Annotated in this window: 26 protein-coding genes; 11 read left to right on the top strand and 15 right to left on the bottom strand. The window is 61.6% G+C overall.

The annotated features are described in order from the left end of the window. Nucleotides 1-18 precede the first annotated feature (18 nt). The 6 genes from AC0L26_RS16020 (at nucleotide 19) to AC0L26_RS15995 (ending at nucleotide 7,295) form a co-directional block, all read left to right on the top strand. Nucleotides 19-2,580, top strand: a complete 2,562-nt coding sequence (locus tag AC0L26_RS16020) for a GcvT family protein (RefSeq protein ID WP_473633406.1) — start codon at nucleotides 19-21, stop codon at nucleotides 2,578-2,580. 119 nt (nucleotides 2,581-2,699) lie between these two features. Then, nucleotides 2,700-3,542 (top strand): DUF1194 domain-containing protein, encoded by an 843-nt coding sequence (locus AC0L26_RS16015; RefSeq protein ID WP_473633405.1) that lies wholly within the window; start codon nucleotides 2,700-2,702, stop codon nucleotides 3,540-3,542. Between the two features lie 234 nt (nucleotides 3,543-3,776). Further along, nucleotides 3,777-4,694 (top strand): metal ABC transporter substrate-binding protein, encoded by a 918-nt coding sequence (locus AC0L26_RS16010; RefSeq protein ID WP_473633404.1) that lies wholly within the window; start codon nucleotides 3,777-3,779, stop codon nucleotides 4,692-4,694. Next, a complete protein-coding gene (locus tag AC0L26_RS16005) occupies nucleotides 4,691-5,596 on the top strand; it encodes a manganese/iron ABC transporter ATP-binding protein (RefSeq protein WP_473633403.1) in 906 nt (301 codons plus the stop codon). Before AC0L26_RS16010 ends, AC0L26_RS16005 begins: the two co-directional genes overlap by 4 nt. Beyond that, nucleotides 5,593-6,450: an iron/manganese ABC transporter permease subunit SitC gene (gene sitC, locus AC0L26_RS16000; protein ID WP_473633402.1), complete on the top strand. Its 858-nt coding sequence runs from the start codon at nucleotides 5,593-5,595 to the stop codon at nucleotides 6,448-6,450. The genes AC0L26_RS16005 and sitC overlap by 4 nt, the downstream gene beginning before the upstream one ends. Beyond that, nucleotides 6,450-7,295, top strand: coding sequence for a metal ABC transporter permease (locus AC0L26_RS15995; RefSeq protein ID WP_473633401.1), 846 nt, complete (start codon nucleotides 6,450-6,452; stop codon nucleotides 7,293-7,295). The genes sitC and AC0L26_RS15995 overlap by 1 nt, the downstream gene beginning before the upstream one ends. A gap of 10 nt (nucleotides 7,296-7,305) precedes the next feature. Here AC0L26_RS15995 and AC0L26_RS15990 read toward each other — a convergent pair whose 3' ends face one another. The 4 genes from AC0L26_RS15990 to AC0L26_RS15975 form a co-directional block, all read right to left on the bottom strand. Further along, nucleotides 7,306-7,749: a Fur family transcriptional regulator gene (locus tag AC0L26_RS15990; protein ID WP_352932255.1), complete on the bottom strand. Its 444-nt coding sequence runs from the start codon at nucleotides 7,747-7,749 to the stop codon at nucleotides 7,306-7,308. A gap of 258 nt (nucleotides 7,750-8,007) precedes the next feature. Continuing rightward, entirely contained in the window at nucleotides 8,008-8,946 is a 939-nt protein-coding gene (locus AC0L26_RS15985; RefSeq protein WP_348627380.1) for a GlxA family transcriptional regulator, read from the bottom strand. A 339-nt stretch (nucleotides 8,947-9,285) separates the two neighbouring features. Beyond that, the gene (locus tag AC0L26_RS15980) at nucleotides 9,286-9,420 is read right to left on the bottom strand and encodes a hypothetical protein (RefSeq protein WP_127853696.1); all 135 of its coding nucleotides are present in this window, start codon (nucleotides 9,418-9,420) and stop codon (nucleotides 9,286-9,288) included. A gap of 334 nt (nucleotides 9,421-9,754) precedes the next feature. After that, nucleotides 9,755-9,943 carry a hypothetical protein gene (locus tag AC0L26_RS15975; protein WP_473633552.1) on the bottom strand — a complete coding sequence of 63 codons (189 nt, stop codon included), beginning with the start codon at nucleotides 9,941-9,943 and terminating at the stop codon, nucleotides 9,755-9,757. 219 nt (nucleotides 9,944-10,162) lie between these two features. Between AC0L26_RS15975 and AC0L26_RS15970 the strand changes: the two genes are divergently transcribed. After that, nucleotides 10,163-11,062 (top strand): LysR substrate-binding domain-containing protein, encoded by a 900-nt coding sequence (locus AC0L26_RS15970; protein WP_354490927.1) that lies wholly within the window; start codon nucleotides 10,163-10,165, stop codon nucleotides 11,060-11,062. 1 nt (nucleotide 11,063) lies between these two features. Here the strand turns inward: AC0L26_RS15970 and AC0L26_RS15965 are convergent, their stop codons facing one another. The 9 genes from AC0L26_RS15965 to AC0L26_RS15925 all read right to left on the bottom strand — a co-directional run bounded on the left by AC0L26_RS15965 (nucleotide 11,064) and on the right by AC0L26_RS15925 (nucleotide 19,604). Beyond that, nucleotides 11,064-12,047: an alpha/beta hydrolase gene (locus AC0L26_RS15965; protein ID WP_473633400.1), complete on the bottom strand. Its 984-nt coding sequence runs from the start codon at nucleotides 12,045-12,047 to the stop codon at nucleotides 11,064-11,066. A gap of 263 nt (nucleotides 12,048-12,310) precedes the next feature. After that, entirely contained in the window at nucleotides 12,311-12,496 is a 186-nt protein-coding gene (locus tag AC0L26_RS15960; RefSeq protein WP_473633399.1) for a hypothetical protein, read from the bottom strand. A 280-nt stretch (nucleotides 12,497-12,776) separates the two neighbouring features. Next, nucleotides 12,777-14,906 (bottom strand): ASKHA domain-containing protein, encoded by a 2,130-nt coding sequence (locus tag AC0L26_RS15955; protein WP_473633551.1) that lies wholly within the window; start codon nucleotides 14,904-14,906, stop codon nucleotides 12,777-12,779. Continuing rightward, a complete protein-coding gene (locus AC0L26_RS15950) occupies nucleotides 14,857-15,831 on the bottom strand; it encodes a methyltetrahydrofolate cobalamin methyltransferase (protein WP_473633398.1) in 975 nt (324 codons plus the stop codon). The genes AC0L26_RS15955 and AC0L26_RS15950 overlap by 50 nt, the downstream gene beginning before the upstream one ends. 79 nt (nucleotides 15,832-15,910) lie before the next feature. Continuing rightward, nucleotides 15,911-17,002 carry a methylenetetrahydrofolate reductase gene (locus AC0L26_RS15945; RefSeq protein ID WP_354490933.1) on the bottom strand — a complete coding sequence of 364 codons (1,092 nt, stop codon included), beginning with the start codon at nucleotides 17,000-17,002 and terminating at the stop codon, nucleotides 15,911-15,913. Beyond that, a complete protein-coding gene (locus tag AC0L26_RS15940; protein ID WP_473633397.1) occupies nucleotides 16,999-17,622 on the bottom strand; it encodes a methylenetetrahydrofolate reductase C-terminal domain-containing protein in 624 nt (207 codons plus the stop codon). The genes AC0L26_RS15945 and AC0L26_RS15940 overlap by 4 nt, the downstream gene beginning before the upstream one ends. Then, nucleotides 17,615-17,917 (bottom strand): virulence factor, encoded by a 303-nt coding sequence (locus AC0L26_RS15935; protein ID WP_473633396.1) that lies wholly within the window; start codon nucleotides 17,915-17,917, stop codon nucleotides 17,615-17,617. The genes AC0L26_RS15940 and AC0L26_RS15935 overlap by 8 nt, the downstream gene beginning before the upstream one ends. 231 nt (nucleotides 17,918-18,148) lie before the next feature. After that, on the bottom strand, nucleotides 18,149-18,931 hold the full coding sequence (locus tag AC0L26_RS15930; RefSeq protein WP_473633395.1) for a formyl transferase: 783 nt from the start codon (nucleotides 18,929-18,931) through the stop codon (nucleotides 18,149-18,151). A gap of 100 nt (nucleotides 18,932-19,031) precedes the next feature. Further along, nucleotides 19,032-19,604 carry a DUF4893 domain-containing protein gene (locus AC0L26_RS15925; RefSeq protein WP_473633394.1) on the bottom strand — a complete coding sequence of 191 codons (573 nt, stop codon included), beginning with the start codon at nucleotides 19,602-19,604 and terminating at the stop codon, nucleotides 19,032-19,034. Nucleotides 19,605-19,723: 119 nt separating this feature from the next. Here AC0L26_RS15925 and AC0L26_RS15920 point away from each other — a divergent pair, with 119 nt between their 5' ends. Beyond that, nucleotides 19,724-20,647: an NAD-dependent epimerase/dehydratase family protein gene (locus AC0L26_RS15920; RefSeq protein WP_473633393.1), complete on the top strand. Its 924-nt coding sequence runs from the start codon at nucleotides 19,724-19,726 to the stop codon at nucleotides 20,645-20,647. Between the two features lie 8 nt (nucleotides 20,648-20,655). On the opposite strand, the gene AC0L26_RS15915 is transcribed toward AC0L26_RS15920, so the two are convergent. Next, entirely contained in the window at nucleotides 20,656-21,285 is a 630-nt protein-coding gene (locus AC0L26_RS15915; RefSeq protein ID WP_473633392.1) for a DUF1638 domain-containing protein, read from the bottom strand. A gap of 52 nt (nucleotides 21,286-21,337) precedes the next feature. Here AC0L26_RS15915 and AC0L26_RS15910 point away from each other — a divergent pair, with 52 nt between their 5' ends. Together AC0L26_RS15910 and AC0L26_RS15905 are read left to right on the top strand one after the other, a co-directional pair. Further along, nucleotides 21,338-21,478 carry an EncA/B family entericidin gene (locus tag AC0L26_RS15910; protein ID WP_352931893.1) on the top strand — a complete coding sequence of 47 codons (141 nt, stop codon included), beginning with the start codon at nucleotides 21,338-21,340 and terminating at the stop codon, nucleotides 21,476-21,478. Nucleotides 21,479-21,745: 267 nt separating this feature from the next. After that, the gene (locus tag AC0L26_RS15905; protein ID WP_354490949.1) at nucleotides 21,746-21,958 is read left to right on the top strand and encodes a hypothetical protein; all 213 of its coding nucleotides are present in this window, start codon (nucleotides 21,746-21,748) and stop codon (nucleotides 21,956-21,958) included. Between the two features lie 131 nt (nucleotides 21,959-22,089). Here AC0L26_RS15905 and AC0L26_RS15900 read toward each other — a convergent pair whose 3' ends face one another. After that, complete coding sequence (locus AC0L26_RS15900; protein ID WP_008876431.1) at nucleotides 22,090-22,788, bottom strand: corrinoid protein; 699 nt, start codon at nucleotides 22,786-22,788, stop codon at nucleotides 22,090-22,092. A gap of 266 nt (nucleotides 22,789-23,054) precedes the next feature. Between AC0L26_RS15900 and AC0L26_RS15895 the strand changes: the two genes are divergently transcribed. Next, entirely contained in the window at nucleotides 23,055-24,629 is a 1,575-nt protein-coding gene (locus tag AC0L26_RS15895) for a trimethylamine methyltransferase family protein (RefSeq protein ID WP_473633391.1), read from the top strand. Nucleotides 24,630-24,725: the final 96 nt, after the last annotated feature.

Raw genomic sequence — 24,725 nt, 5'->3', positions numbered from 1 at the left:
CTTTTGGAGTCGCGGGCAATGGCAGGGTTTCCGGAAAAGGCGAAGGTCGTCATCGTCGGGCTGGGCGGCATTGTCGGCGCATCGGTCGCCCATCACCTTATCGAGCGCGGATGGGACGATATCGTCGGCATCGACAAATCAGGCATCCCGACCGATATCGGCTCGACAGCGCACGCCTCCGACTTCTGCTACACGACCAGCCATGATTTCCTGTCCTGCTGGACGACGCTCTACTCCATCGATTTCTACGAGAAGATGGGCCATTACGCCCGCATCGGCGGCCTCGAGGTCGCCCGCGTCGGCGACGACGATCGCATGGCGGAGATCAAGCGAAAGATCGCTTCGGCAAAGGCTTTTGGCACACGCGCGCGCTTGATCGAACCGGCTGAGATCAAGGAAAAATTCCCGCTGATCGAAGAGCAGATGGTGCAGGGCGGCCTGTGGGATCCTGATGCCGGTCTCGTCATCCCGCGCTCGCAAACCGTTGCCGGCAAGCTGGTCGACCAGGCGGAAGCCTCCGGCAAGCTCAAATCCTTTGCCAACACGCCGGCCAAGTCGCTTATCGTCGAGAACGGGCGCATCAAGGGGGTGGTGACCGACCGCGGCACCATCGAAGCCGACTACGTGATCGTTTGCGCGGGTATCTGGGGCCGGTTGATCGCGGAAATGGTGGGCGAGGACCTGCCGGTCATGCCGATCGACCATCCGCTCACCTTCTTCGGCCCGTACACCGAGTTCGCCGGCACCGGCAAGGAGATCGGCTGGCCGCTGCTGCGCGACCAGGGCAACTCGGCTTATATGCGCGACACCGGCGATCCCAAGACCGCCGAAGGCGGGCAGATCGAATGGGGCTATTACGAAGAGACCAATCCGCGCCTCTGCCACCCGCGCGACCTTCTGGAGAAGAACCAGGCCCGTCTTTCGCCCTCGCAGCGCGACCTCGACATGGAACAGATCCTGGCGCCGCTCGAGCGCGCCATGGAACTGACGCCGATCCTGGGCGAACTGGGCTACAATGAGAGCCATTCCTTCAACGGGCTTCTGCAGGTGACGGCGGATGGCGGCCCCTCGATGGGCGAGAGCCAGAAGGTGCGGGGCCTCTGGTATGCCGTCGCGATCTGGGTCAAGGACGGCCCCGGCATGGGCAAGCTTATCGCCGACTGGATGACGGACGGCCGGACGTCGATCGACCATCACGCCATCGACTATGCGCGCTTCTATCCGCACCAGACGCAAGAGCAGTTCATCTGGGACCGCTGCACCGAAACGGCGATGAAGGTCTATAATCCGGCGGTCCATCCGCGCGAGCCCTTTTCAAAAGGCCGCAATGTGCGCCGCTCGCCCTTCTGGGAGCGCGAGAAGGAACTCGGCGCCTATTTCATGGAACTGGGCGGCTGGGAACGTGCCCATGGCTATGCCGCCAACGAGCATCTGCTCGAGAAATACGGCAACCGCGTGCCGGTGCGCGAAAACGAGTGGGACAACCGCCATTTCTGGCGCGTCTCCAATGCCGAGCATCTCGCCATGAGCGAGGATTGCGGCATCGTCAATTTATCGCATTTCGCGATGTACGACGTCGAAGGCCCGGACCATGTCGCGCTGATGGAATGGCTTTGCGCGGCCAAGATCGGTGGCGATACCAATATCGGTAAGGGCATTTATACCCACTTCCTCGACGAGGAAGGCATGGTGCGCGCCGACCTGACCGTCATCCGCATGGCCGACCGCTGCCGCGTCATCGACGGCGCCGATGCCGGTCCGCGCGACTTCCAGTACATCAGGCGGACGGCGCAGGACAAAGGGTTCGACGTCACCGTCACCGACGTGACCGAGAAGTACGTCACCATCGGCATCTGGGGTCCGAATGCGCGGTCGACATTGCAGAAGGTCGTCGAGGACCCGGATGGCCTGACGCCGGAGAATTTTGCCTTCGCAGCGATCAAGCCTGTCAGGATTGCCGGAAAGGACGTCACCGCTTTCCGCATCTCCTATGTCGGCGAGCAGGGCTGGGAGCTGCATATGCGATACGAAGACGGCCTGGCCGTCTGGGATGCGTTGCGTTCGACCGGCGTGATGGCCTTTGGCGTCGAGACCTATGCCAACAGCCGCCGCATGGAGAAAAGCCTGCGCCTGCAGAACGCGGATCTTCTGACCGAGTACAATCTGCTGGAGGCCGATCTTGCCCGTCCGAAGGTCAAGGATGCCGATTTCAGCGGCAAGGCAAAGCACTTGGAATATCGCGCCCGCGCCCATCAGCCGGCCATGCTTTGCACGCTCGTCATGACGGACAATGTCGATCCCAAGGGGATTGCCCGTTATCCGGTCGGCACGATGCCGGTGATGGACCCGCAAACGGGCGAGACGCTGGTCGACGAACTTGGCCGCCGATCCTTCACGACCTCGATCGCCTATGGCCCGACCATCGGCAAGAACATCGCGCTCGCCTATCTGCCCTGGACGTATTGCCAGGAGGGCCGCAAGCTGACTGTCGAATATTTCGGCGAAACATACCCGGTCGAAGTGGCTGCTGTCGGCTATCGGCCGCTCTACGACCCGGAGAATCTCAATCCACGCAGCTGAGTGCTGATGGCATGTCGGCCGCTACGACGGGCTGGCCTCGCAAAAACGTGAACGCAAGAGCCCAGCCCAGCGCTGGGCTTTTCGCTTTGTGACGCGACGATTCTCGCTTACCTTGCGGCATGTCTGCTTTTCCCCGCGCAAGACATCTCCTCTCAGGCGCCGCCGCGCTGACGCTTTGGCTGGCGCCGGACTCCCGCGCCGCCGAACCCGTCGATATCGAATTGGTGCTGGCGGTCGACGTTTCGCTTTCGATGTCGCCGGCCGAGCTCGAAATCCAGCGTCGCGGCTATGTGGCGGCGCTGACGCACGACACGGTGCTGCAGGCCATCGCCGATGGCGCCTATGGCAAGATTGCCGTCACCTATGTCGAATGGGCCGGCACGACCTGGCAGCACGTTATCGTGCCGTGGACGGTGATCGCCAATCGTGCCGACGCCGAGCGGGTGGTCGAGCAGCTCTCCGCCCATGCGCCCAACAGCGCCCGGCGCACCTCGATTTCCGGCGCCTTGCAATTCGGCAGCGATCTCTTCGCCGAAAGCGGTTTTCGGGGCGTCAAGCGCGTCATCGACATTTCAGGCGACGGCCCCAACAATCAAGGTCCTCCCGTCGATATGGTTCGTGACGGGTTGGTCAAGCAAGGCATCACCATCAATGGCCTGCCGCTGATGACCCGGAGCGGCTTCACCAGCGTTTACGACGTCAACTATCTCGACCGCTACTACACCGACTGCGTCATCGGTGGGCCTGGCGCGTTCATGATCCCGGTCAATGAGTGGACGCAGTTTCCCGAAGCGATCCGCCGCAAGCTGGTGCTCGAGCTTGCCGGGCCTGCCTCGCCGCAATGGGCGGCGGATGAAGCGGCGCATCCACCGGTGGTGCTGACACAAAACGACCCGGCCACCGATTGCCAGGTCGGCGAGAAGATGTGGCGCGACCGAAGCTGGATGTACGACAGCCGCTAGAGCGGTTCGGTGTTTCACGGTAACGCCGAACCGCTCTATCTCTTTGTTTTTGCGCAAACACATCCTCTGCCGACCGTCGTGCGGTCAGGCTTTCTCCAAGTTTTTCCTGGAACCGTCTTGCAATTAAGTCGCATTTGCAGAATATGAGCATGTGGCACCACTGCAGCGTCATGCAAATGATTTGCAATTGCATAACGGGCGCTGCTAGGCATTGAAGCGCGAGAGGAAAGGCGAATGATTGAGAGGCTACGACGATCGGCGCTTGTAGCGCTGATGGGCGTGACAATTGCTGCGGCGGTTTTCGGTCCCGCGGTCGCGCAGGAGAAATTCAAGGTGGTCACGACCTTCACGGTCATCGCGGATATGGCGAAGAACGTGGCGGGCGATGCCGCCATCGTGGAGTCGATCACCAAGCCTGGTGCGGAGATCCATAATTATGCGCCGACGCCTGGAGATATCCAGCGTGCGCAAGGAGCACGGCTCATTCTCTGGAATGGGCTCAACCTCGAACTTTGGTTCGAACGGTTCTTCCAGAACCTGAAGAACGTGCCGGGCGCCGTTGTCTCCGAAGGCGTGGAGCCGATGGGCATTGCGGAAGGGCCGTATACCGGCAAGCCGAACCCGCATGCCTGGATGTCGCCGCAGAACGCGCTGATCTATGTCGACAACATCCGCGACGCCTTCGTGAAATATGATCCGGCGAACGCCGAAACCTACAAGGCCAACGCCGAGGCGTACAAAGCCAAGATCGAGGCGACCATCACGCCGACCCGCGAGAAGCTCGATAGGATCCCCGAGGACAAGCGCTGGCTGGTGTCGAGCGAGGGCGCCTTCTCCTATCTGGCTCGCGACTTCGGTATGAAGGAACTCTATCTCTGGCCGATAAACGCCGACCAGCAGGGCACGCCGCAACAGGTGCGCAAGGTGATCGATGCGGTCCGGGAGCACAAGATCGCCACCGTATTCAGCGAAAGCACCGTGTCCGACAAGCCCGCCAGGCAAGTCGCGCGCGAGACGGGCGCGCACTATGGCGGGGTGCTTTACGTCGACTCGCTCAGCGAGACCGACGGTCCGGTGCCAACCTATATTGATCTTCTGCGCGTGACCTCCGACACCATCGAAAGAGGCCTCGTAGAAGGGCTATCGCAATGAATGCAGCCGTTGCGAATCCTGCTCCCGCGTCGTCAGATGAGGGGGCAGGCATTTCCGTGACGAGCGCCACCGTCACCTATCGCAATGGTCACACCGCCTTGCGCGACGCCACTTTCAACACTCCTACCGGAACGATCACGGCGCTGGTGGGCGTCAACGGATCGGGCAAGTCGACGCTGTTCAAGGCGATCATGGGTTTCGTGCGGCTTGCCAAGGGCGAGATACGGGTGCTCGGCATGCCGGTCAAGCTGGCGCTGCGCAACAGCCTCGTCGCCTATGTGCCACAGGCCGAGGAGGTCGACTGGAACTTCCCTGTGCTTGTCGAGGATGTCGTCATGATGGGGCGCTATGGCCATATGGGCATGATGCGCATCCCGAAAGCGGCAGACCGCGAAATTGTCTCAGCCGCGCTCGCCCGCGTCGGCATGAGCGAGTTCCGAAAGCGCCAGATCGGCGAGTTGTCCGGCGGCCAGAAGAAGCGCGTCTTTCTTGCCCGCGCGCTGGCGCAGGACGGGCGGGTGATCCTGCTCGACGAGCCCTTCACCGGCGTCGACGTGAAAACCGAAGACGCCATCGTCGACCTGCTGCGCTCGCTGCGCGACGAGGGCCGCGTGATGCTGGTCTCCACCCACAACCTGGGCAGCGTGCCGGAGTTCTGCGATCGTACCGTGCTGTTGAAGAACACGGTACTCGCCTACGGCTCGACCGCCGAGACCTTCACTCAAGCCAATCTGGAAAAGGCATTCGGAGGCGTGCTCAGGCATTTCGTGCTCGGCGGAGCCGGGCTGCACGAGGACGACGACAAGCGCCGCCTCGCGGTCATCACCGATGACGAGCGGCCGCTGGTCTTCTACGGCGAGAACGCGGCCATGCGGCAGAAGGTGCGGGAGCCGGACGAATGACGGATCTGCTTCTTGAACCGTTCAGCTACCAATACATGCTCAATGCCATGTGGGTTTCGGCACTGGTCGGCGGGGTCTGTGCCTTCCTCTCCTGCTATCTTATGCTCAAGGGCTGGTCGTTGATCGGCGACGCACTCTCGCATTCGATCGTGCCCGGCGTGGCCGGTGCCTATATGCTCGGGCTGCCTTTCTCGATCGGTGCTTTCTTCTCCGGCGGGCTCGCCGCCGCCGCCATGCTGTTCCTCAACCAGCGCACCAAGCTGAAGGAGGACGCGATCATCGGCCTGATCTTCTCGTCCTTCTTCGGGCTCGGCCTGTTCATGGTATCGCTGTCGCCGACCTCGGTGAACATCCAGACCATCGTGCTCGGCAACATCCTCGCCATCACGCCGGAGGACACGCTGCAGCTTGCCATCATCGGTGTCGCCTCGCTCGCCATTCTGCTCGTCAAGTGGAAGGACCTGATGGTTGTCTTTTTCGATGAGAGCCATGCGCGCTCGATCGGTCTCAACCCGACGGCGCTCAAGATCATGTTCTTCACATTGCTCTCGGCCTCGACCGTGGCAGCGCTGCAGACCGTCGGGGCCTTCCTCGTCATCTGCATGGTGGTGACGCCTGGCGCGACGGCCTATCTGCTGACGGACCGCTTTCCGCGCCTTCTCGTCATTGCCGTCGTGATTGGTGCTGCGACCAGTTTCGTTGGCGCCTATGTCAGCTATTTTCTCGACGGCGCGACCGGCGGCATCATCGTCGTGCTGCAGACGGCGATCTTCCTCGTCGCCTTCTTCTTCGCACCCAAGCACGGCATGCTCGCTGCTCGCCGCCGCGCTGCGCAAGCGCTGGAGAATGCGTGATGAGCCTCATCGACACGCTTCTGTCGCCTTTCCAGTTCGGCTTCATGATCAATGCATTGGTGATCTCAGTGCTGGTCGCCTTGCCGACAGCGCTGCTGTCTTGTTTTCTCGTGCTCAAGGGTTGGTCGCTGATGGGCGACGCAATCTCCCATGCCGTGTTTCCCGGCGTGGTCATTGCCTACATCGTCGGCTTTCCTTTCGCTGTCGGCGCTTTCGCCGCCGGCATGATCTGTGCGCTCGCCACCGGCTTCCTCAAGGACAACAGCCGGATCAAGCAGGACACGGTGATGGGGATCGTCTTTTCGGGTATGTTCGGCCTTGGGCTCGTGCTCTACGTCAAGATCCAGTCCGACGTGCATCTCGATCACATCTTGTTCGGTGACATGCTGGGCATCGGCCTGGGCGATATCGTCGAGACGGCCGCCATCGCGGCGATCACGGCCGGCACCATCATTATCAAATGGCGGGATTTCCTGCTACACGCCTTCGATCCGGCGCAGGCGAGAGCCGTCGGCCTGAAGGTCAATCTGCTGCATTACGGCCTGCTCTGCCTGATCTCGCTCACCATCGTGGGGGCGCTGAAGGCGGTCGGCATCATCCTCGCCATAGCAATGCTGATCGCACCAGGAGCCATCGCCTTCCTGCTAACGAGGACGTTCAGCACGATGCTGGTCCTGTCCGTGGTCATTGCGGCCGCCGCGTCCTTTCTCGGCGTCTACCTGTCTTTCTTCATCGACAGCGCGCCGGCTCCGACCATCGTGCTGCTGCTATCGCTCGTCTTTGTCGCCGCCTTAATCGTCACGTCGCTCAAGGCAGGTCGGATGGAGACCGAGGAGGGCGCTTGACATCAGGCGGTCACTTGCCGGGTTGAGGCGCGCGCCGCGACTTCTGGATCGGCTTCACGTAGATCTCCAGTCGGTGGCTGACGATGGTGAAACCATGTTTCCTGGCGATCTCCTCCTGAAGCCGCTCGATCTCCGGCGAATGGAATTCGACGAGGTCACCAGTTTCGATGTTGATCAGATGATCGTGATGCTCCCGGGGAGCGGTCTCGTATCTGGCGCGTCCGTCGCCAAAGGTGTGCCGCTCGAGAATACCCTTTTCCCGCAAAAGATTGACAGTGCGGTAGACGGTAGCCAGTGCAATTGTCGGTTCGATGGCGATGACACGGCGGTGGAGTTCCACGACGTCCGGATGGTCGCTGGATTCGGAAATGACGCTCAGGATAACGCGCCGAGGGCGGGTGAGGCGCAGACCGAGTTTCTTACAGAGGGCGGCGATCGTCTGTTCCGAGGGCAATATGTGCAGCTCCGATTGTCTCGACAGGCGTGTCGCAACCCGGTACATGCCGCGGGCTGGTACATGCCGCAAGACACGTCAGTGTCCTATCTCAAATGCGTCGCAATTGCAAAAGGAGCGCGAGACAGGCTACACGCCAAGATGCTGGAAGTTACATCGTCGAACCGCTTCACGACCGGCGCGCTCCTCCCCGCATCGTCTTACCGTTTCTGGCGCCATTTCGACATATTGTTCGACCTCGGCCTGACGCCGAGCGGGTCAGGCCGCCAGCAACTGCTTGCGATCGACGCGCTCCTGCTGCGGCGAGCGCGCATAGAGCTCGCGGTAGCATTTGGAGAAATGCGAGGCGGAGACGAAGCCGCAAGCGACCGCCACTTCGACCACCGGCATCGACGATTGTATCAGCAAGTGCCGGGCCCGATCGAGCCGGATTTCCAGATAGTAGCGGGCAGGGGATCTGCCCATCTCGGTGCGGAACAGGCGCTCGATCTGCCGGCGCGACAGGTCGACATGGTCGGCGATCTCGATCAGCGACAGCGGCTCGGACAGGTTCGCTTCCATCAATTCGATGATGGTCAGCACCTTGGAGTTCTGCACACCAAGGCGCGCGCGCAGCGGCAGGCGCTGGCGATCGGTCGGGCTGCGCACGCGGTCGGTCAAAACCTGCTCGCACACCCGGTTGACGAGGTTATCGTCGAAATCGTCGCCGATCAGCTTCAGCATCATGTCGAGCGCAGCGGTGCCGCCGGCGCAGGTGTAGATGTTCTGGTCGATCTCGAAGAGGTCGGCGAAGACATTGGCCTTCGGGAACGCCTCGGAAAAGCCCGGCAGGTTCTCCCAATGAATGGCGCAGCGCTTGTTGGACAGCAGGCCGGCGGCGGCCAGTATATGTGCGCCGGTGCACAGGCCGCCGAGGGCGACGCCGCGGTTGTATTCCTCGCGCAGCCAGGCGAAGGCCGATTTGTTCTGGTAGCGCTCGACATTGATGCCGCTGCAGACCACCGCCATGTTCGGCCGTTCCGGTCCGGACATCTTCTTACGTTCGTCCTCCAGCGAGGTGTTGACGGCGCATTCGACGCCGTTCGAGGCGCGCACCGGCTTGCCGTCGATGCTGGCGAGCCGCCAACGGTACGCCTCGTAGCCGAGCATCCGGTTAGCCGAGCGCAACGGATCGAGCGCCGTCGCAAAGGCGATCATGGTGAAATCCGGGACCAGGAAGAATACAAACGATCGCTTGATCGGATGATTTACGACGTTCACAGGGGTAGCCCTCACGCTGCAATGGCGCGAACAGGATGTCGCGATCAGCATAGCGACATCAGGAAAAACCTTTCCTGTCAATTGGCTAGGCGCCAACGGAGAGACTTTATTTGCGACACGGGTCGCAAACGGGCAATCGCTACCGACATGCGGCCGGATTGAGCAGGTGTGCCGGGGTGTGGTGGGCGCAGAATGAAAACGCCGCTCCGGCAAGACCGAAGCGGCGTTGTGATCAACTGCACGGCAGCGGCGCGCGCTGCTAGCAAACTTGTCAGATCAGGCGACGAAACCGAGACGCGCGGCAGCCATGGCGCCGGTCTGGCCGGGCATGGTGTTGGCAAGGCGCTGGCGCTCGAGCGCGGTCGTCAGATTCATTTCACGGCGAGGGAAGAGGCGGGCAAAAAGCTTCATGATTCATCTCCATTCGGTTGCTCAGACGGGTCGCCTTCGCTTGATGGAGTGGGGCAGCTCGTTTGCTGACGCTGATATAGGCTTACGTGAGGGGAAACTAAATCGCAAAAGCGAAGCACTTGATATGAAAAGCGACACAGAATGCGGCATATTTAGGCATTTCGCCTAAGATTTATGATCACTTACAAAGAGTTAGTAGAAATGTGAGCTGCTATGCGGCCTGTTCATATGTGTCATGCAACGGCGGTATGGCTCGCAAAATCATTGACTGCAAATGAAAAGGCCTGCCGGGCAGCGTCTGCGCGGCAGGCCTTCAGCTTTGAGTACACACGATCTATTTTGCTCCACCAGCCCAGGATCCGACGCCGTAGCGCGTGCTGATCTTGCTGTCGGCGGCTTCAGGCCAGCCGATATCCTTCTGCAGTTCGATCGGCAGAGAACGGATGGCGCGTTCGGTCTGATAGCGGGTGCGGGCCGCGTTGAATTCGGTCGCAATGCGGCCGATGGATGACAGGATGGACATTTCAATCTCCTTTGCGTTGATTGGGGAGTTGCCGGTCACTGGGCTACCTCAGGTTTGTTTCAGCTTCATTTCGTGTCGATTGCAGATCGATGTCGTGATCGTTTCAAGACCATTTTCTATACGTCTGCCTTCGATGGAGTTGACTATCCTCCCAAAGTGATGTTCAATCAAACGAAATGGAATGATGTTTTGCATCAGAAAAATTGAAGGCTGGCTCCCATGAACGCCCCACTCAATCATCCGTTGCCGCTGCTCGATCTCGACGTTTTGCGTACTTTCGTGGCGATCGCCGAGACCGGCAGTTTCACCACTGCGGCCAATGCCGTCTTCCGCACGCCGTCGGCTGTTTCCATGCAGATCAAGAAGCTGGAGGACATTCTCGGCCGTTCGGTGTTCGCGCGCGACGCGCGTTCGGTGACGCTGACCACGGATGGCGAAATGCTGCTTGGCTATGCGCGCCGGCTGTTGTCGATCAACCGCGAGGTGGTGTCGAAGTTCATCATCCCCGATATTGTCGGGGTGGTGCGGCTCGGCTCGCCGGACGATTATGGCGAGCGCGTGCTGCCGCATGTGCTGAAACGTTTTGCGCAGTCGCATCCCTCGATCGCCGTCGACGTGACCATCGACCAGAGCAGCAATCTGCGCCGGCGCATGGACGACCGGGCGCTCGACATCACGCTACTCACCAATTCCTACAAAACCAGCGCGCTCGGCGCCGAAGTGCTGCTCACCGAACCGATCGTCTGGGCCGGCGCCAAGGGCGGCTGCGCGCATCTTCGCGAGCCGTTGCCGGTGTCATTGTGGGAAGAGGGCTGCGCCTGGCGTGCCGGCGCCCTCGAAGCGCTCGGCCGTGAGGGCCGAAACTATCGCGTCGCCTATATGAGCGCGCATACGGCTGGCCAGCGAGCCGCGATCATGTCCGATCTCGCAGTGGCGCCGCTGCCGAAATCGTTCCTCGGCAGCGACATGGTTGAGCTTTGCCCGAAGGACGGCATGCCTGACATCGGCACCTACAATCTGGCCATGATAGTGGCACCGGACGCCAGCGCGCCGGTTAAGGCCGTCGCCGACCATATCCGCGCCACCTTCGAAGTGTTCAGGGAAACCGGGAAATTTTGATTCAGGATCGCAACGGCGTAGCCAGGTTGTGAGCGGTGACGCTCCGATCTGTCCTTTGCAGCGCCAATTCGCCGGCCTTGGCGTGATAGCTCTCGGTGTCGCTGGTTAAAAACGCCACGATGCTGTCCCGCGCGCGCCGCGCTTCTGGCATGTCGATCAGTGGCCAGACATGGAACATGCCTTGCTCGTGCACTACCTCTATCTCGACACCGGCGGCACGGGCCTTCTGCGCGAAGATCAGATTGTCGGGGGTTAGCATATCGCGCGAACCGGTCAGAAGCAGCGTTTTCGGCAGTACCGAGAGGTCGCCGTAAAGCGGGCTGATGCGCCAGTCGCTGGGATCTATGCCGGCACTGTAGAGCCGGACCGCCTCCAGCCCACCCGGAATTCCCAGCCACGGATCGTAGCGTTCCGCCTCGAGCACTTCAGGGTTGGCGAGCGACACGTCAAGGCCGGGCGAAATCAGCACGTGGCGCGACGGCAAAGGCTGGTCGGCTTCCGCGGCCATCATGGTCAGCACCACGGCCATGTTGCCACCTGCGGAATCACCCATGAAGACGATGTCATGCGCTTCCGTTTCTTCGAGCATCTGACGGTAGACCTTGCCGACCATGCCGAACATGGCGTGAAAATCGTGTTCGGGAGCAATGGGATAGATGGGCACGGTGATGCCGAAGCCCAGCCGGTCGGCCATATCGGCAATCAGTGCCCAATGATAAGACGTGATTTGAAAGACATAGGCGCCGCCGTGCAAGTAGAGGATACGCTTTCGCTCGCCGGCCTTGGGCGCGATCTCGTAGACGGGAAAGCCGTCCACGCTGCGCGTCGTGATCTCGAAACGCGATCGCAGCGCTACGGGCGGCTGATGGTTCTCCGTCTTGCGCGCATAGGCAATCCAGCGCTGCAGGTTTTCCGGGCTGGAGAAGGCTTTCTTGCGGCTATACCTGAGCACCAAGGAAACGACGTGGCTTTTAAGACTGGGCATGCGGACACACGGACTTCGGCTGAGCCGACTAAGAGAACCCTCAAATTCCGAAGATCGTGCCTTCGCCAAAATTGTCAAGATTTGCACTGAGACAACACGGTTGTGTGATCTGGCTGGTAATCAAGGCCAGCATCGGGTTGGGGCTCGGGGAAATGCTCCGCGCGGGGCAAACTGTGGGGCGCGCCGCCTTTTGGCGCTGGCCGCGGGCGCCGCTTGCCGGCCCGGGCGCTTGGCCAGCAGCTTGCATTTGTCGGCGAAGGTCATCAGCGCGCTGAACCCAGAAGCAAGGCCGAGAAGGTGACCTGCGGGTCTTCGCGCGGCGACACGGGCCAGCCGATGTCCTTCTGAATTTCGGGCGGCAGGCTGTTCATGGCCCGGACAGACCTCTTTCTTTTGTGTGCATTCCTGATGGCCATACCATAGCGGCCAAGGCTTTCGAACATCGACATCTTCATCTCCTTTGGAGGTGCTGCGGCGGCTGAAAGTTATTTCCTGCCTGCCGTTCGATGCCGGTTAAATGCGCCGTACATGTATCTGGTGGATTTCACGAAAAACAGCGCCTTGTTTCAGTTTAGGCCGATCCGGAAACATTTGCATGCATATGAAATTGAGTGAGGAGGCGCCCCCTCTCATCCGTCGCCTTCCGGCGTTGGTGATTGGCGAAAGCCGAAGCGACTGCGATCTCCCCGCGCAAGGGGGAGATCGGAAGCGTCGCCTATTGTTTCCTTATTACCCCCGGCCGCGGCGGGCGGCGTGGCCTTCGCGCGAACGCCGCCGCGGGGCGGCATCGCCGGCAATGCCGTCCTCGCTGACCGTCTTGCGCGGTGGCAGTTTCACTGCTGCCGACAGTTTCGGGAACGGGTCGACCTTGTTCGGCAGCGCCATGGCGTAGACGAAGTGCTCCTGGAATTTCGGCTCCAGCGCGGTCTCGATCTTCTCGATCCTGCTCACCGTTTCCTCGATCTCGCGGCGATAACCGCGGTTCAACAGCGCCATGCGCGCGCCGGCGCCGGCCGCGTTGCCGACAGCCGAAACCTTGTCGAGATCGCAGTCGGGGATCAGTCCCAGCACCATGGCATATTTCGGATCGATGAACGAGCCGAAGGCGCCGGCGAAGTGGATGCGGTCGACATGATCGGTGTGCTGCTTTTCCATCAACAGTTTGGTGCCGGCATAAAGGGCGGCCTTGGCGAGCTGGATGGCGCGCACGTCGGTCTGGGTGATGGTGATCCTGGGCTCGCCTTCCTTCAGCACGTAGGAGAAGGTACGGCCACTGGCGGTGACGCGCGGCGAACGGGCGGCAAGTCCGCCGTCGACGACGCCGTCCTCGGAGATGATGCCGGCCAGATACATCTCTGCGACCACCTCGATGATGCCGGAGCCGCAGATGCCGGTGACGCCGGTCGCCTGCACGCTGTCGAGGAAGCCCGGCTCGTCGGACCACAGCTCCGAGCCGATGACGCGGTATTTCGGCTCCCGCGTATCGGGATCGATGCGGACACGCTCGATGGCGCCGGGCGCGGCGCGCTGGCCGCCGGAGATTTCCGCACCCTCAAAGGCCGGGCCGGTGGGCGAGGAGGCCGCCACGACCCGTTCCCGATTGCCGAGCACGATCTCGGCATTGGTGCCGACGTCGACGATCAGCATCATTTCGTCCTGGCGGTGCGGGCCTTCCGACAGCGTCACCGCCGCCGCATCGGCGCCGACATGGCCGGCGATGCAAGGCAGCATGTAGAGCCTGGCGCCCTGGTTGAGCTTCAGGCCGATGTCCGACGCCTTGATATGGACGGCGCCCGAGACGGCCAGCGCGAACGGCGCGCCACCGAGCTCGGTCGGGTCGATGCCGAGGAAAAGGTGATGCATGATCGGATTGCCGACGAAGACGGAATCCAGGATGTCGTTGCGCTGGACATTGCCTTCCGCGCAGACCTTGTCGACCAGACCCGAGATCGCCTCGCGCACCGCGACCGTCATGCCTTCGCGACCGTCCGGGTTCATCATCACATAGGAAACGCGGCTCATCAGATCCTCGCCGAAGCGGATCTGCGGGTTCGACGTGCCCGACGAGGCGGCGACGCGGCCCGACAGCAGCGACACAAGATGCATGGCGATGGTGGTCGAGCCGATATCACAGGCAAGCCCATAGGCCTCGTTCTTCAGGCCTGGCCACAAAGAGATGACCCGCGCGGTCTCGCTCTCGGCATCCTTGTGGATGGCCGCGGTCGCAGTCCAATTGCCCTTGCGCAAGATACCTTGCACCTGCGGCAGGAGATGGAAATCGAAATCGAGGCTCTTGAGCCCCCAGTCGTTCATCAGCGCGATCTTCAGGCGGTCGAGATCGCCCAGCGGCTTGTGCATGTCGGGTTCTTCGATCTCGACATAGCACAAGTGGATTGCCGAATCGCGGGCGATGACCCTGGTGTCGGCGTCCTTGCGGATGGTCTGGGCGTTGATGACCGTGTCTTGCGGCACATCGACGACGAGGTCGCCGAGGATTTGCGCCGAGCAGGACAGGCGGCGCCGTTCGGGAAGGCCGCGCACGCGTTCGTAGCGCTCTTCCTTGGCGCCCTTGGGCGAGATGTGGTCGTTGGAGGAGACGATCTTGTGCTTGGCGAAATTGCCTTCCTGCACCTCGATCTGGCAGCGTCCGCAAGTGGCGCGTCCACCGCATACGCTCTCGACATAGACGCCGAGCTGGCGCGCAGCGTCGAGCACCGGCGTGCCGACCGGAAACCGTCCGCGCTTGCCCGACGGCATGAACAGCACGAGGGGGTCGGTGATGTTGGCGGGTGAGTTCACGATTGTGCGCTTATCCTCGAGCCATACGGGCTTCACGGCCACCGCGCCGGCGGCCGCCATTGCCATTGCCTTCACCCGGCGCGTTGACTTGCGTGGGTGCAGCGACCGCCTGGCCGCCTTCGGCCGGCTTATAGTCCTTGTATGTCCTGATCCAGTTGGTGCAGTTCTCGTCGGTGCCGTTCAGCACGTTGGCGCCGCGCACTGCTTCCATTTCCTGCGGTCGCACCGGGTTCATGATCGCCGAGGTCATGCCGGCGCCGATCACCATCGGGATGAAGGCGGCGTTGATGCCGTGGCGGTGCGGCAGGCCGAACGAGATGTTGGACAGGCCACAGGTGGTGTTGACCTTGAGCTCCTCGCGCAGCCGACGCAGCAGTGCGAACACCTGGCGGCCGGCGTCGCCCAGCGCGCCGATCGGCATGACCAGCGGGTCGACGACGACGTCATGCGCCGGAATGCCGAAATCGGCGCAGCGCTCGACGATCTTCTTGGCGACGGCGAAGCGCACGTCCGGGTCCATCGAAATGCCGGTCTCGTCGTTCGAGATGGCGACGACCGGAACGTTGTATTTCTTGACCAGCGGCAGGATGGCTTCGAGCTTCTCTTCCTCGCCGGTGACGGAGTTGACCAGCGGCCGGCCCTTGGCGACCTTGAGCGCCGCCTCGATCGCCGCGGTCACCGAACTGTCGATCGACAGCGGCAGGTCGACCAGGCCCTGCACGATCTCCAGCGTCTGCACCAGCAGCGCCGGTTCGGTCGCGTTGGGGTCGACGGCGGTGACGCCGGCGTTGACGTCGAGCATGGTCGCGCCGCAGGCGGCCTGCTCCAGCGCATCCTTGATGACCGTCTCGAAATTGCCCGCGACCATTTCGGCGGCGAGCTTCTTGCGCCCGGTTGGATTGATGCGCTCGCCGATCACGCAGAAGGGCTGGTCGAAGCCGATGATGATTTCTCGTGTCGCCGAGGCGACGATCGTCCGGGTCATGAAATCTCTCCGTCGTGATATAAAGAGTTCTTTATATCGTTTCTGATTTCGATCAAGCGAATGGTGGCCGTCCGCGCCTTCAATGCGCGGTCTTAACCATGTCAACCTGCGTTTCGGTTATCTCGTCGTGCAATATGTGGTCGAGCCGGTCGGCGACGAGCTGATCGTCGCGGCGGATTTCGCGTTTCCAGGGCTGGCGGCCTTTCAGCACGCCCGATTCATCGACGATCTCGGCGACATATTCTTCCTGGCGATAGGCCATGACATGGACGCCGGAGACGCCGGGAATTTCTTTCACTTCGTTGATGATGTCGATGCAGAGCTGCTTGCCTTCCTTCTTCTGATCCTGAGCGCCCTCCAGTCGCTTGACGACCTGATCGGGGATATGAATGCCCGGCACATTGGAGCGGATCCATTTGGCGGTCTTGGCTGAAGCCAGCGGTCCGACGCCGCACAGGATGAAGCACTTTTCCGTAAAACCGAGATCGCGGACCTGCTGCATGTAGGTGCGGAACATCGGCACGTCGAAACAGTATTGGCTCTGCACGAATTGCGCGCCGGCGGCGATCTTCTTGCCCAACCGGTAGGGGCGGAAGTCGATCGGCGGCGCGAACGGGTTGATCGCCGCACCGAGGAAAAGCTGCGGCGGCGTCGTCAGCTTGCGGCCGGACAGGAACTTGCCGTTGTCGCGCATGATGCGGCAGGTTTCGAGCAGCGACATGCAGTCGAGATCGAATACCGGCTTGGCGCCGGGCTGATCGCCGGCCTGCACGCCGTCGCCGGTCAGGCACAGCATATTGGCGACGCCCATCGCCGCCCCGCCCAGTACGTCCCCCTGGATGGCGATGCGGTTCCTGTCGCGGCAGGCGATCTGCATGATCGGGGCATAGCCCATGCGGGTAAGCAGCGCACAGATGCCGACCGATGACATGTGGCAGTTGGCGCCCGACGCGTCGACGGCGTTGATGGCGTCGACCCAGCCGTCGAAAATCTTTGCGCGGTTGTAAACGTCTTCGGGATCGGCGCTGTCGGGCGGGTTGAGCTCGGTGGTCACCGCGAACTCGCCGCGCCGAAGCACGCGCTCCAGCCGGCCGCGCGAGGTGTGGCCGGGCAGGGGCTCAAGCGGCAGATGAATGCCGGCCGGGTTCTCGTCGCGCTGGCGGCCGATCATGCCGATGCCCCGGTCTTGGCATTGGCGGCGGCTTCGCGCGCGGTGGCAGCCTGTGCTGTCACCCGCAACCATGCCGAGGTTTCGCGCAGCGACTGGTCGACCGGCTTCTGCACGTCGAGGATCTTGTCGCCCTGCACCATGTTGCGCGAGCCTTCCCAGGCCTTGACCCAGACGCAGGGCATGTCAGGCTCGACCTCGCAATTGCCGTTGGCGCGCACACCGCCGCAAGGACCGTTGCGCAATTGCTTGGGGCAATTCATCGGGCACGACATGCCGGTCGAGGAAAGGACGCATTGGCCGCACATGCGGCAATCGAACATAAAACCCTTGACGCGTTTTTCGACGAATTTGATCGGACCTTCGACCCTGTTGTAGCCGATGCCTTTCCACAAGGGATGCAGCAGCAGGAACATATCGGCGAACCTGGAATAGAACCATTCGAGCAATCGCGAATGGCGGATCGACCACAGCCGCACCGCGAAGGAGCGCTGGACGCGCCGCTGCGGCGACACGTCGGCTGGCTTGTAGTCGGATTTCGGCGCTGCCTTCTTGACCAGTGTGGCCTGGGTAACCGGCTGGGTAATCCTTGGGCCATCCTTGCCAGGAACAGTTTCAGACATGTTCTTTTCCGCCCGCCTTGACTAGAGCGACCAGCCGCTCGCGGTCGTATTTCGCGTCGAGCTCCTGAAAGGCTTTTTCAACCTCGGCTTCGAGGTCGTCGCTGACCGGCACGGGGTTGGCCTTGCGCCATTCGGCCAGGTAATCGTCGGTGCCGCCGGCGCCGGTGCGCATGGCACACATGTCGATCGCCTCGGTAAAGCGGAGCGGCAGTTCGCGCTTGGCGTTCTGCCGGCCCTTCTTGACGATGATTTGGGCGGGGATGTCGCGCCAGTAGACGACAATCAGATCGGCCATGAATTCTCACTCCTGCAGCGCGCTTTACGTCTGGTTGGAAAGGGCGCCCTACCACCTTAGCGCGGCTGCATCGTGCTTTCCGACGATCGATTTCGATTTTCGAGCCGATGCAGTGGTTTCGAGCATTGCCGCAAGCGCCACCAGCCTGCTTGTTATGGGACGACGTGCGCGCATTCAAAAGCGACGCAATCGCAAGCGGCAAGAGAAAGGCGAGACTTCAGAACAGCTGGATTACCAGACGCCGGTTTTGACGCCGGTCCACAGATAGAACCAGATCGTCGGATGGTACCATTGTTTCGAGGGCAGGCCGGGATCTGAGGTGGCAAGCTTGCCGGCCAGCGCGTCCTTGACAGCCCCGACGCAGATGTCGCGTGAGAAAGCCGCCTGCCGCAGCGCGTAGTTTGAAATGGTGTCGCCCGGGCCAGGCTTGCCGCGCGCCTGCCGCAGCACGCCGCCGGTGTCGACGCCGGCGTCGACCAGATGCACCGTAGTGCCGAAATTTTCCGCATCGCCCGACGCCAGCGCCCAGTAGCCACCATTCATGCCGCGATATTTGGGAGTGATGCCGGCATGGTAATTGAGGACCGGGCAAGGGATATTCGCCAGCGTCTGTCTCGACAGCAGGCGGCAGCCGGTGAGCAGCACGACGCCGGGCCGGATATTCGCGATCGCCTGCAGGCACTCCGGCGCGTTGGCCGAGGGAACATGGGTGATCGCCTGTCCGGGCCTGGGTTCGGTTTGCAGCTTCTGTTCGGCGATGATGCGTGCTGCGTGTCCGACGAAAAACCGCTTGCCGAGCCGCGTCAGCACCATGGTGCCGAACTGCCCAATCGCCTGTGGCCAGCCTTGGCGGCGGGCACGCCCGAGCAGCAATTGCTTTTTGGATTCAGGGGTTTCGAGAATGACGCTGACGGGACCTAGTCGGTCAGTAATGGCGTTGACGATGGCCCAGATATGCGGACCGCCTTCAGTAACGACGACGATCGGCGGCAGGTTTGATTTCTGGCGTTCCATGGTTCGCGACGTGCCGCCCGTAAAGACATGGTCTTAGCGCGGGAGGTTAGGCCGCCCGGGTTAATCCTTGGTGATCGGCCAGGGTGTCAGAGCCGCAGGCTCAGCGCTTGAATTCAAGGATGTCGAGCTTCGATTCGTAGTAGGGCGCCGGGAATTCGATGCGCCATTCGTCGGCACTGCTGCGAAGGGCGTAGCCGACCTGGTCGCTTTGCGGGCCGCTGCCATAGGGTTTCGCGGGATCGTTGTTGACGGAGAAGGAGCCGAGATAGATCGCGCGCTTTTCGCCATCGTCGAAGAAACGGCCCTTGGTGCGTTGCGAGCCGGTGGTCTTTTCCAGCCTCCAGCCCGAACCATCGTCGCTCACCTTGCACTTGAACCAGCCATAGATGACCAGCGCGCCGGGCCCGCCGGCCTTGATGGTGCGGCATTGCCAGTTGCCGGTCAGGTCCTTGTCGGAAAACGAGACCAGCGGCTTTGCCATCAAGGCGTCGAGCTCTTTGACCTCGGCGGCGGTACCCGCCTTGGCTCCGTCAAGCGCTGCCTTGCGCGTCTCGTCATATTTGTCGAGCCGCGCCTTGTCGGCGGGCGTGATCAGCTTCTGCACCTCGCCGTCGGCGAGCGCGGGGAGGGCGAAGCAGACAATTCCTGTAGCAATCAGGAGGCGAGTGATCATCGGTGCGTTTCCCGTTGTGGCTGGAACAGCCTGTTTTCCTGTCTGGCGCATAACTTACCGGTTCGCGGCGGCCTGTCATCCGTGCTTAACAGCGTCAGGTCAAAATCTTGGTCTCATCGATGCGGATATTGCCGACAGGATCGTCGGGTTGGCTGGGCAGCGCGCTGGCGCCGCGGCTGCGGGCGCTTGGCCATGACGTCATCGGTTTCGATCCCGTCCCGTCGGCGCAAACGCAAATGATCGGCTCGGTTGCCGACCGTGATCTGGTCATGCGGACAGTCAGGGAAAACCGCATCGAGGCTATCGTCCACAGCGGCGCGTTGCACAAGCCTGATATCGAACACAACCGCAATGAGGATTTCGTCGAGACGAATGTGCGCGGCACGCTGAACTTGCTCGATGCGGCGGTGGTATCAGGCGTTCAGCGCTTCGTCTTCACGTCGACGACGTCGCTGATGATCTCGCAAGCCATCCGCGCAGGCTTCACCGGCGGTGCGCGCAAGGCTGCCTGGCTGACGGAAGAGATGTCGCCCGAGCCGCGCAACATCTACGGCGTCACCAAGCTCTCGGCCGAACATCTTTGCCGTCTGTACCACATCGAGCACCGCCTGCCGGTGATCGTGCTGCGCACGGCGCGCTTCTTTCCCGAAACCGACGACATGGCGCATGCGATCGAACAGTCGGGCGCCAACACCAAAGCCAATGAGCTGTTGTTTCGCCGGTTGAAGGTGGAAGATGCAGCGGATGCCCATGTCGCGGCACTGGAGAGGGCGCCGCAACTGGGCTTCGACACCTTCATCGTCTCGGCGCCAACGCCGTTCAGGCCCGACGATTGCGAGGCATTGATCGCGGACGCACCGTCCGTCGTCGCGCGCTATTTCCCGGAGTTTCCGGCGCTCTACGCCCGCAAAGGCTGGACAATGTTTTCCTCGATCGACCGCATTTGCGATGCTTCGCGAGCGAGGGACAGGCTGGGCTTCGTCTGCAAGACGAGCTTTGCCGACGTGCTCGCCACCCTTGCAGCGGAAGAAGGAGCCGCCTGATCGAAAGATCAGCCGCGTGCCGCGGCGTTGGCCAGTTCCGTCGTCAGATCGCCATAACCGGTCGAGCGGCGCTCATAGGCGAGGCCGAGCATTTTCGCGGCTTTCTCGGCGACCTTGTCGAGTTCCGGATCGTCGGTCTGGGCGATATAGATCAGCTTCTCGTAATTGCCGAAATAGTCCTTGATCAGCTCCGGATGCCTGTCGAGGCCGAGCGGCTTCATGAAGAAGGCATCGAACTGCCGGCACAGGAAGTCGGTCATGTAGAACGACATCATGTCGTCGTCGGCGACCTTCGCATAGGCGTCCATGCCCTGGTAGAAGGCAAAGCAATGCGGCCCGGCCATACGCTCGACGCCATGCTTCTCGCAGACGCGGTTGAGCAGGCCGCCGGTGCCGCAATCGGCGTAGCCGACGAAGATGTTTCTATAGCCGTCGGCCTTGGCCTTCTCGATTGCCTTGTCCATGGCCGGCGCGATGCGGTCAGGGTAGAAATGGAACTCAGCCGGCAGGCAGGTAAGGTCGAGATGGTCGAGCCCCAGCTGCTCCTTGACTGCCAGAATTTCGCGCGCAATCATCCCGCAGGCGATGACGAGCAGCCTGGCGCCTTGATCGGGTTGTAGTTTTCGTACGGCGCTCATAGAACGGTTTTCGTGCTATTGTTTTGAATCTATCGAACGAGGGAGACTATCCATGAAACTGTTGCGCCTTGCACCTATCGCCATTCTAGCTAGTGCCCTGGCACTTTCGGCCTGCGCCAACACCGTCCGCGGCGTCGGCAAGGATGTCAAATCGACAGCCAACGCGGTTGAGGACACGGTCGAGAATCCCTGATCCGCAATCTTATCAACGCGCATCGCGATCAACATAGTTCAAGCGATGCGCGTTGAGTCCTTCTAACATCTGGGAACAACAAAGTCGCGCTGCAAGGCGCGGCTCGGTTTATTGTCCGTGCCGGATACTCCGGGCCGAGACGCGGACGTCGTGTCCGCCTGTTGCAACTGCTTTCGTCAGTTCAGGCACGAAAAGTTGACTTTTCGAGCAGGGGATATGCCGTTACCCTTTTCTGATACCCTCAACAACGAAGCTAGGAGCCTTAGGATGAAGACCGCTCTCTTGGTTGTCGCCGCACTGGGCCTTTCTGTGTCCGGCGCCGCAGCGGAATGTGTTGGCCACACTAAAACGACGGCTTCCGTGGATCAGCAAACCAAAGCTGCAAGCGTTGATCAGCAAACCAAAGTCGCAAGCATCACGAATACGACAACTGCCGACACGCCGGTCCTGAAAAAGGAAGAGGCGAAAGAGGCGGAATAGTCATCGGCATGTTCGCTGCGCGGACCACTGTCGCTTGCTGCCAGGCGTTACGCGCCGCTTCGGCCTGTGTCATGGCATAAGTACGGGAGTACGGGCTTCCGTACTTATGCTCCTGTCTTCTCCTCGTCAGCTCAGGCCGAAGCGCGGACGTTGTGCTTGCGCTTCATGAAGTCCTTGGCGGTCTCGACCGCCACGGCCGCGTCGCGGCAATAGGCGTCAGCGCCGACCGCTTTGCCGAATTCCTCGTTGAGCGGGGCGCCGCCGACCAGCACGACATAATCGTCGCGGATGCCCTTTTCCTTCATCGTGTCGATGACGACCTTCATATAGGGCATGGTTGTCGTCAGCAGCGCCGACATGCCGATGATGTCAGGCTGGTGCTGTTCGATGGCGTCGAGATATTTTTCCACCGCATTGTTGATGCCGAGGTCGATGACGTCGAAGCCGGCGCCCTCCATCATCATGCCGACGAGGTTCTTGCCGATGTCGTGAATGTCGCCCTTGACGGTGCCGATCACCATCTTGCCCTGCTTCGGCGCGCCGGTGGCGGCAAGCAGCGGACGCAGGATGAACATGCCGGCCTTCATCGCGTTGGCCGATAGCAGCACTTCGGGAACGAACAGGATGCCGTCGCGAAAATCCTCGCCGACGATGCGCATGCCTTCGACCAGCGCCTCGGTCAGCACCTTGTAAGGCGCCCAGCCGCGCTCGAGCAGGATCTGGGTGCCTTCCTCAATCTCTTCCTTCAGACCGTCATAAAGGTCGTCGTGCATCTGCTGCACGAGTTCGTCATCGGAAAGCTCGGAAAGGATGATCTCGTCGTCGGCCATTTTTTCTCAGGCTCCTTGCCGTGTGGAACAATCACGGCAGCTCAAAAAATATTGCGTCAATACCTAACCCGCGAGGGCCGCTTGTCCATAGCTGATTTGCGACTTCCCGCAAAAGGAAAGCGACCGCAAATCTATTGGAATTCTTGTCGATTTTGCGACAGGCGTTGGCGCTGGCGGGCCGTTTCGAATAGGGTGCATGACTACGATCCGGCCAGAAGCCGCGATATGCGGCCGCAACAGTTTTCGGGTTTCAGGGAAGAAAGATCATGAGTGAGAACGCGCCGGTCGATCAGGAAGCGTCAAATGCGCGGCGCGGGCGCGCCGCAAGCGGTGGCGCTGCTGCCCGGCGGGCGGCGCGCTCGGGCGGCGGACCCGGCACCCAGCTCACCTACATCAAGCGCAAGATCAATGTCTATGAGGTGCTTAATGAGGAAGGGCTGGCGCTGATCGAGAAGAACACCGACACGGTGCTCGAGGAGATCGGCATCATCTTTCGCGACGACGCGGAGGCGCTGCAGCTGTGGAAAGAGGCCGGCGCCGACGTCAAGGGCGAGCGCGTGCATTTCCCGAAGGGCCTCTGCCGTTCGCTGCTGAAGACAGCGCCGTCTACCTATACCCAGCACGCCCGCAACACCGAACGCTCGGTGCAGATCGGCGGCAACGCCACGGTGTTCGCGCCGGTCTACGGGCCTCCCTTCGTGCGCGACCTCGACGGCGTCAGGCGCTACGCGACGATCGAGGATTTCCGCAATTTCGTGAAGCTCGCCTATATGGCGCCGTCGATCCACCATTCGGGCGGCACGGTGTGCGAGCCGGTCGATGTGCCGGTCAACAAGCGTCATCTCGACATGATCTACAGCCATATCAAGTATTCGGACAAGCCGTTCATGGGCTCGGTCACCGCGCCGGAGCGCGCTGAAGACACTGTGGCGATGGCCAAGATCGTGTTCGGCGACGATTTCGTCGAGAACAACACGGTGCTGACCAGCCTGATCAACGCCAATTCGCCAATGGTGTTCGACGAAACCATGCTGGGAGCGCTGAAGGTTTATTCGCGCCACAACCAGGCTTGCATCGTCACGCCGTTCATCCTGGCCGGCGCGATGAGCCCGGTAACGGTCGCCGGCACGCTGACGCAGGTTCTGGCCGAAGTTCTGGCCGGCGCGTCGTTCACACAGCTGATCCGGCCGGGCGCGCCGGTGCTGTTCGGCACCTTCGCCTCGTCGATCTCGATGCAATCGGGCGCGCCGACCTTCGGCACGCCGGAGCCGTCGCTGGTTTCCTATGGCGCGGCGCAGCTCGCCCGCCGGCTTGGCCTGCCGTTCCGTACCGGCGGCTCGCTCTGCGCATCGAAGATACCGGATGCGCAGGCGGCTTATGAAAGCGCCAACACGCTGAACTCGACGATCCTTGCCGGCACCAATTTCGTGCTGCACGCGGCCGGCTGGCTCGAGGGCGGGCTCGCCTCCTGCTACGAAAAGTTCTTGATGGACATCGACCAGCTCGGCATGACGCAGAAACTCTCCGAAGGTGTCGACCTGTCGGAGAACGGCCAGGCGATGGACGCCATCCGCCAGGTCGGTCCAGGGAGCCACTATCTCGGCTGCGACCACACCCAGGCCAACTTCCAGACCGCCTTCTACCGTTCCAACATTGCCGACAACAATTCCTACGAGCAGTGGCTGGCCGAAGGGGAAAAAACCGCACCGCAGCGCGCCAACGAACTCGCCCGCCGCTGGCTGGACAGCTATGAGGCGCCGCATCTCGATCAGGGCATCGACGACGGGCTGAAGGAGTTCATCGCCAAAAAGAAGGCGTCGATGCCCGACGCCTTCACCTGAAAGGAGCCCGAGTCAGGCGGGGCTAAAGTCGCCAACATCATCCACAAGGAAGTCTGGCGGAGCGCCTTCTCCGATCCGGACAGGAAGGAGTGACTC

This window comes from Mesorhizobium sp. WSM4823, assembly GCF_055811195.1.
The sequence above is the reverse complement of the archived record's forward strand: the minus strand, read 5'-3'. Positions and strand labels throughout refer to the sequence as shown.

What these genes read in the sequence shown, in the direction of transcription:
- AC0L26_RS16020 (WP_473633406.1), top strand. Translation starts at nt 19, where the DNA reads ATGGCAGGGTTTCCGGAAAAGGCGAAGGTCGTCATCGTCGGGCTGGGC.
- AC0L26_RS15900 (WP_008876431.1), bottom strand. Translation starts at nt 22,788, where the DNA reads ATGGCCGACGACGAGATCATCCTTTCCGAGCTTTCCGATGACGAACTC.
- AC0L26_RS15935 (WP_473633396.1), bottom strand. Translation starts at nt 17,917, where the DNA reads ATGGCCGATCTGATTGTCGTCTACTGGCGCGACATCCCCGCCCAAATC.
- AC0L26_RS15920 (WP_473633393.1), top strand. Translation starts at nt 19,724, where the DNA reads ATGCGGATATTGCCGACAGGATCGTCGGGTTGGCTGGGCAGCGCGCTG.
- AC0L26_RS15895 (WP_473633391.1), top strand. Translation starts at nt 23,055, where the DNA reads ATGAGTGAGAACGCGCCGGTCGATCAGGAAGCGTCAAATGCGCGGCGC.
- AC0L26_RS15980 (WP_127853696.1), bottom strand. Translation starts at nt 9,420, where the DNA reads ATGAAGCTTTTTGCCCGCCTCTTCCCTCGCCGTGAAATGAATCTGACG.
- AC0L26_RS16010 (WP_473633404.1), top strand. Translation starts at nt 3,777, where the DNA reads ATGATTGAGAGGCTACGACGATCGGCGCTTGTAGCGCTGATGGGCGTG.
- AC0L26_RS15945 (WP_354490933.1), bottom strand. Translation starts at nt 17,002, where the DNA reads ATGATCGGCCGCCAGCGCGACGAGAACCCGGCCGGCATTCATCTGCCG.
- AC0L26_RS15910 (WP_352931893.1), top strand. Translation starts at nt 21,338, where the DNA reads ATGAAACTGTTGCGCCTTGCACCTATCGCCATTCTAGCTAGTGCCCTG.
- AC0L26_RS15965 (WP_473633400.1), bottom strand. Translation starts at nt 12,047, where the DNA reads ATGCCCAGTCTTAAAAGCCACGTCGTTTCCTTGGTGCTCAGGTATAGC.
- AC0L26_RS16005 (WP_473633403.1), top strand. Translation starts at nt 4,691, where the DNA reads ATGAATGCAGCCGTTGCGAATCCTGCTCCCGCGTCGTCAGATGAGGGG.
- AC0L26_RS15960 (WP_473633399.1), bottom strand. Translation starts at nt 12,496, where the DNA reads ATGTCGATGTTCGAAAGCCTTGGCCGCTATGGTATGGCCATCAGGAAT.
- AC0L26_RS15955 (WP_473633551.1), bottom strand. Translation starts at nt 14,906, where the DNA reads ATGGCGGCCGCCGGCGCGGTGGCCGTGAAGCCCGTATGGCTCGAGGAT.
- AC0L26_RS15985 (WP_348627380.1), bottom strand. Translation starts at nt 8,946, where the DNA reads ATGATCGCCTTTGCGACGGCGCTCGATCCGTTGCGCTCGGCTAACCGG.
- AC0L26_RS15905 (WP_354490949.1), top strand. Translation starts at nt 21,746, where the DNA reads ATGAAGACCGCTCTCTTGGTTGTCGCCGCACTGGGCCTTTCTGTGTCC.
- AC0L26_RS15930 (WP_473633395.1), bottom strand. Translation starts at nt 18,931, where the DNA reads ATGGAACGCCAGAAATCAAACCTGCCGCCGATCGTCGTCGTTACTGAA.
- AC0L26_RS15970 (WP_354490927.1), top strand. Translation starts at nt 10,163, where the DNA reads ATGAACGCCCCACTCAATCATCCGTTGCCGCTGCTCGATCTCGACGTT.
- AC0L26_RS15925 (WP_473633394.1), bottom strand. Translation starts at nt 19,604, where the DNA reads ATGATCACTCGCCTCCTGATTGCTACAGGAATTGTCTGCTTCGCCCTC.
- AC0L26_RS16015 (WP_473633405.1), top strand. Translation starts at nt 2,700, where the DNA reads ATGTCTGCTTTTCCCCGCGCAAGACATCTCCTCTCAGGCGCCGCCGCG.
- AC0L26_RS15975 (WP_473633552.1), bottom strand. Translation starts at nt 9,943, where the DNA reads ATGTCCATCCTGTCATCCATCGGCCGCATTGCGACCGAATTCAACGCG.
- AC0L26_RS15950 (WP_473633398.1), bottom strand. Translation starts at nt 15,831, where the DNA reads ATGACCCGGACGATCGTCGCCTCGGCGACACGAGAAATCATCATCGGC.
- AC0L26_RS15995 (WP_473633401.1), top strand. Translation starts at nt 6,450, where the DNA reads ATGAGCCTCATCGACACGCTTCTGTCGCCTTTCCAGTTCGGCTTCATG.
- AC0L26_RS15940 (WP_473633397.1), bottom strand. Translation starts at nt 17,622, where the DNA reads ATGTCTGAAACTGTTCCTGGCAAGGATGGCCCAAGGATTACCCAGCCG.
- sitC (WP_473633402.1), top strand. Translation starts at nt 5,593, where the DNA reads ATGACGGATCTGCTTCTTGAACCGTTCAGCTACCAATACATGCTCAAT.
- AC0L26_RS15915 (WP_473633392.1), bottom strand. Translation starts at nt 21,285, where the DNA reads ATGAGCGCCGTACGAAAACTACAACCCGATCAAGGCGCCAGGCTGCTC.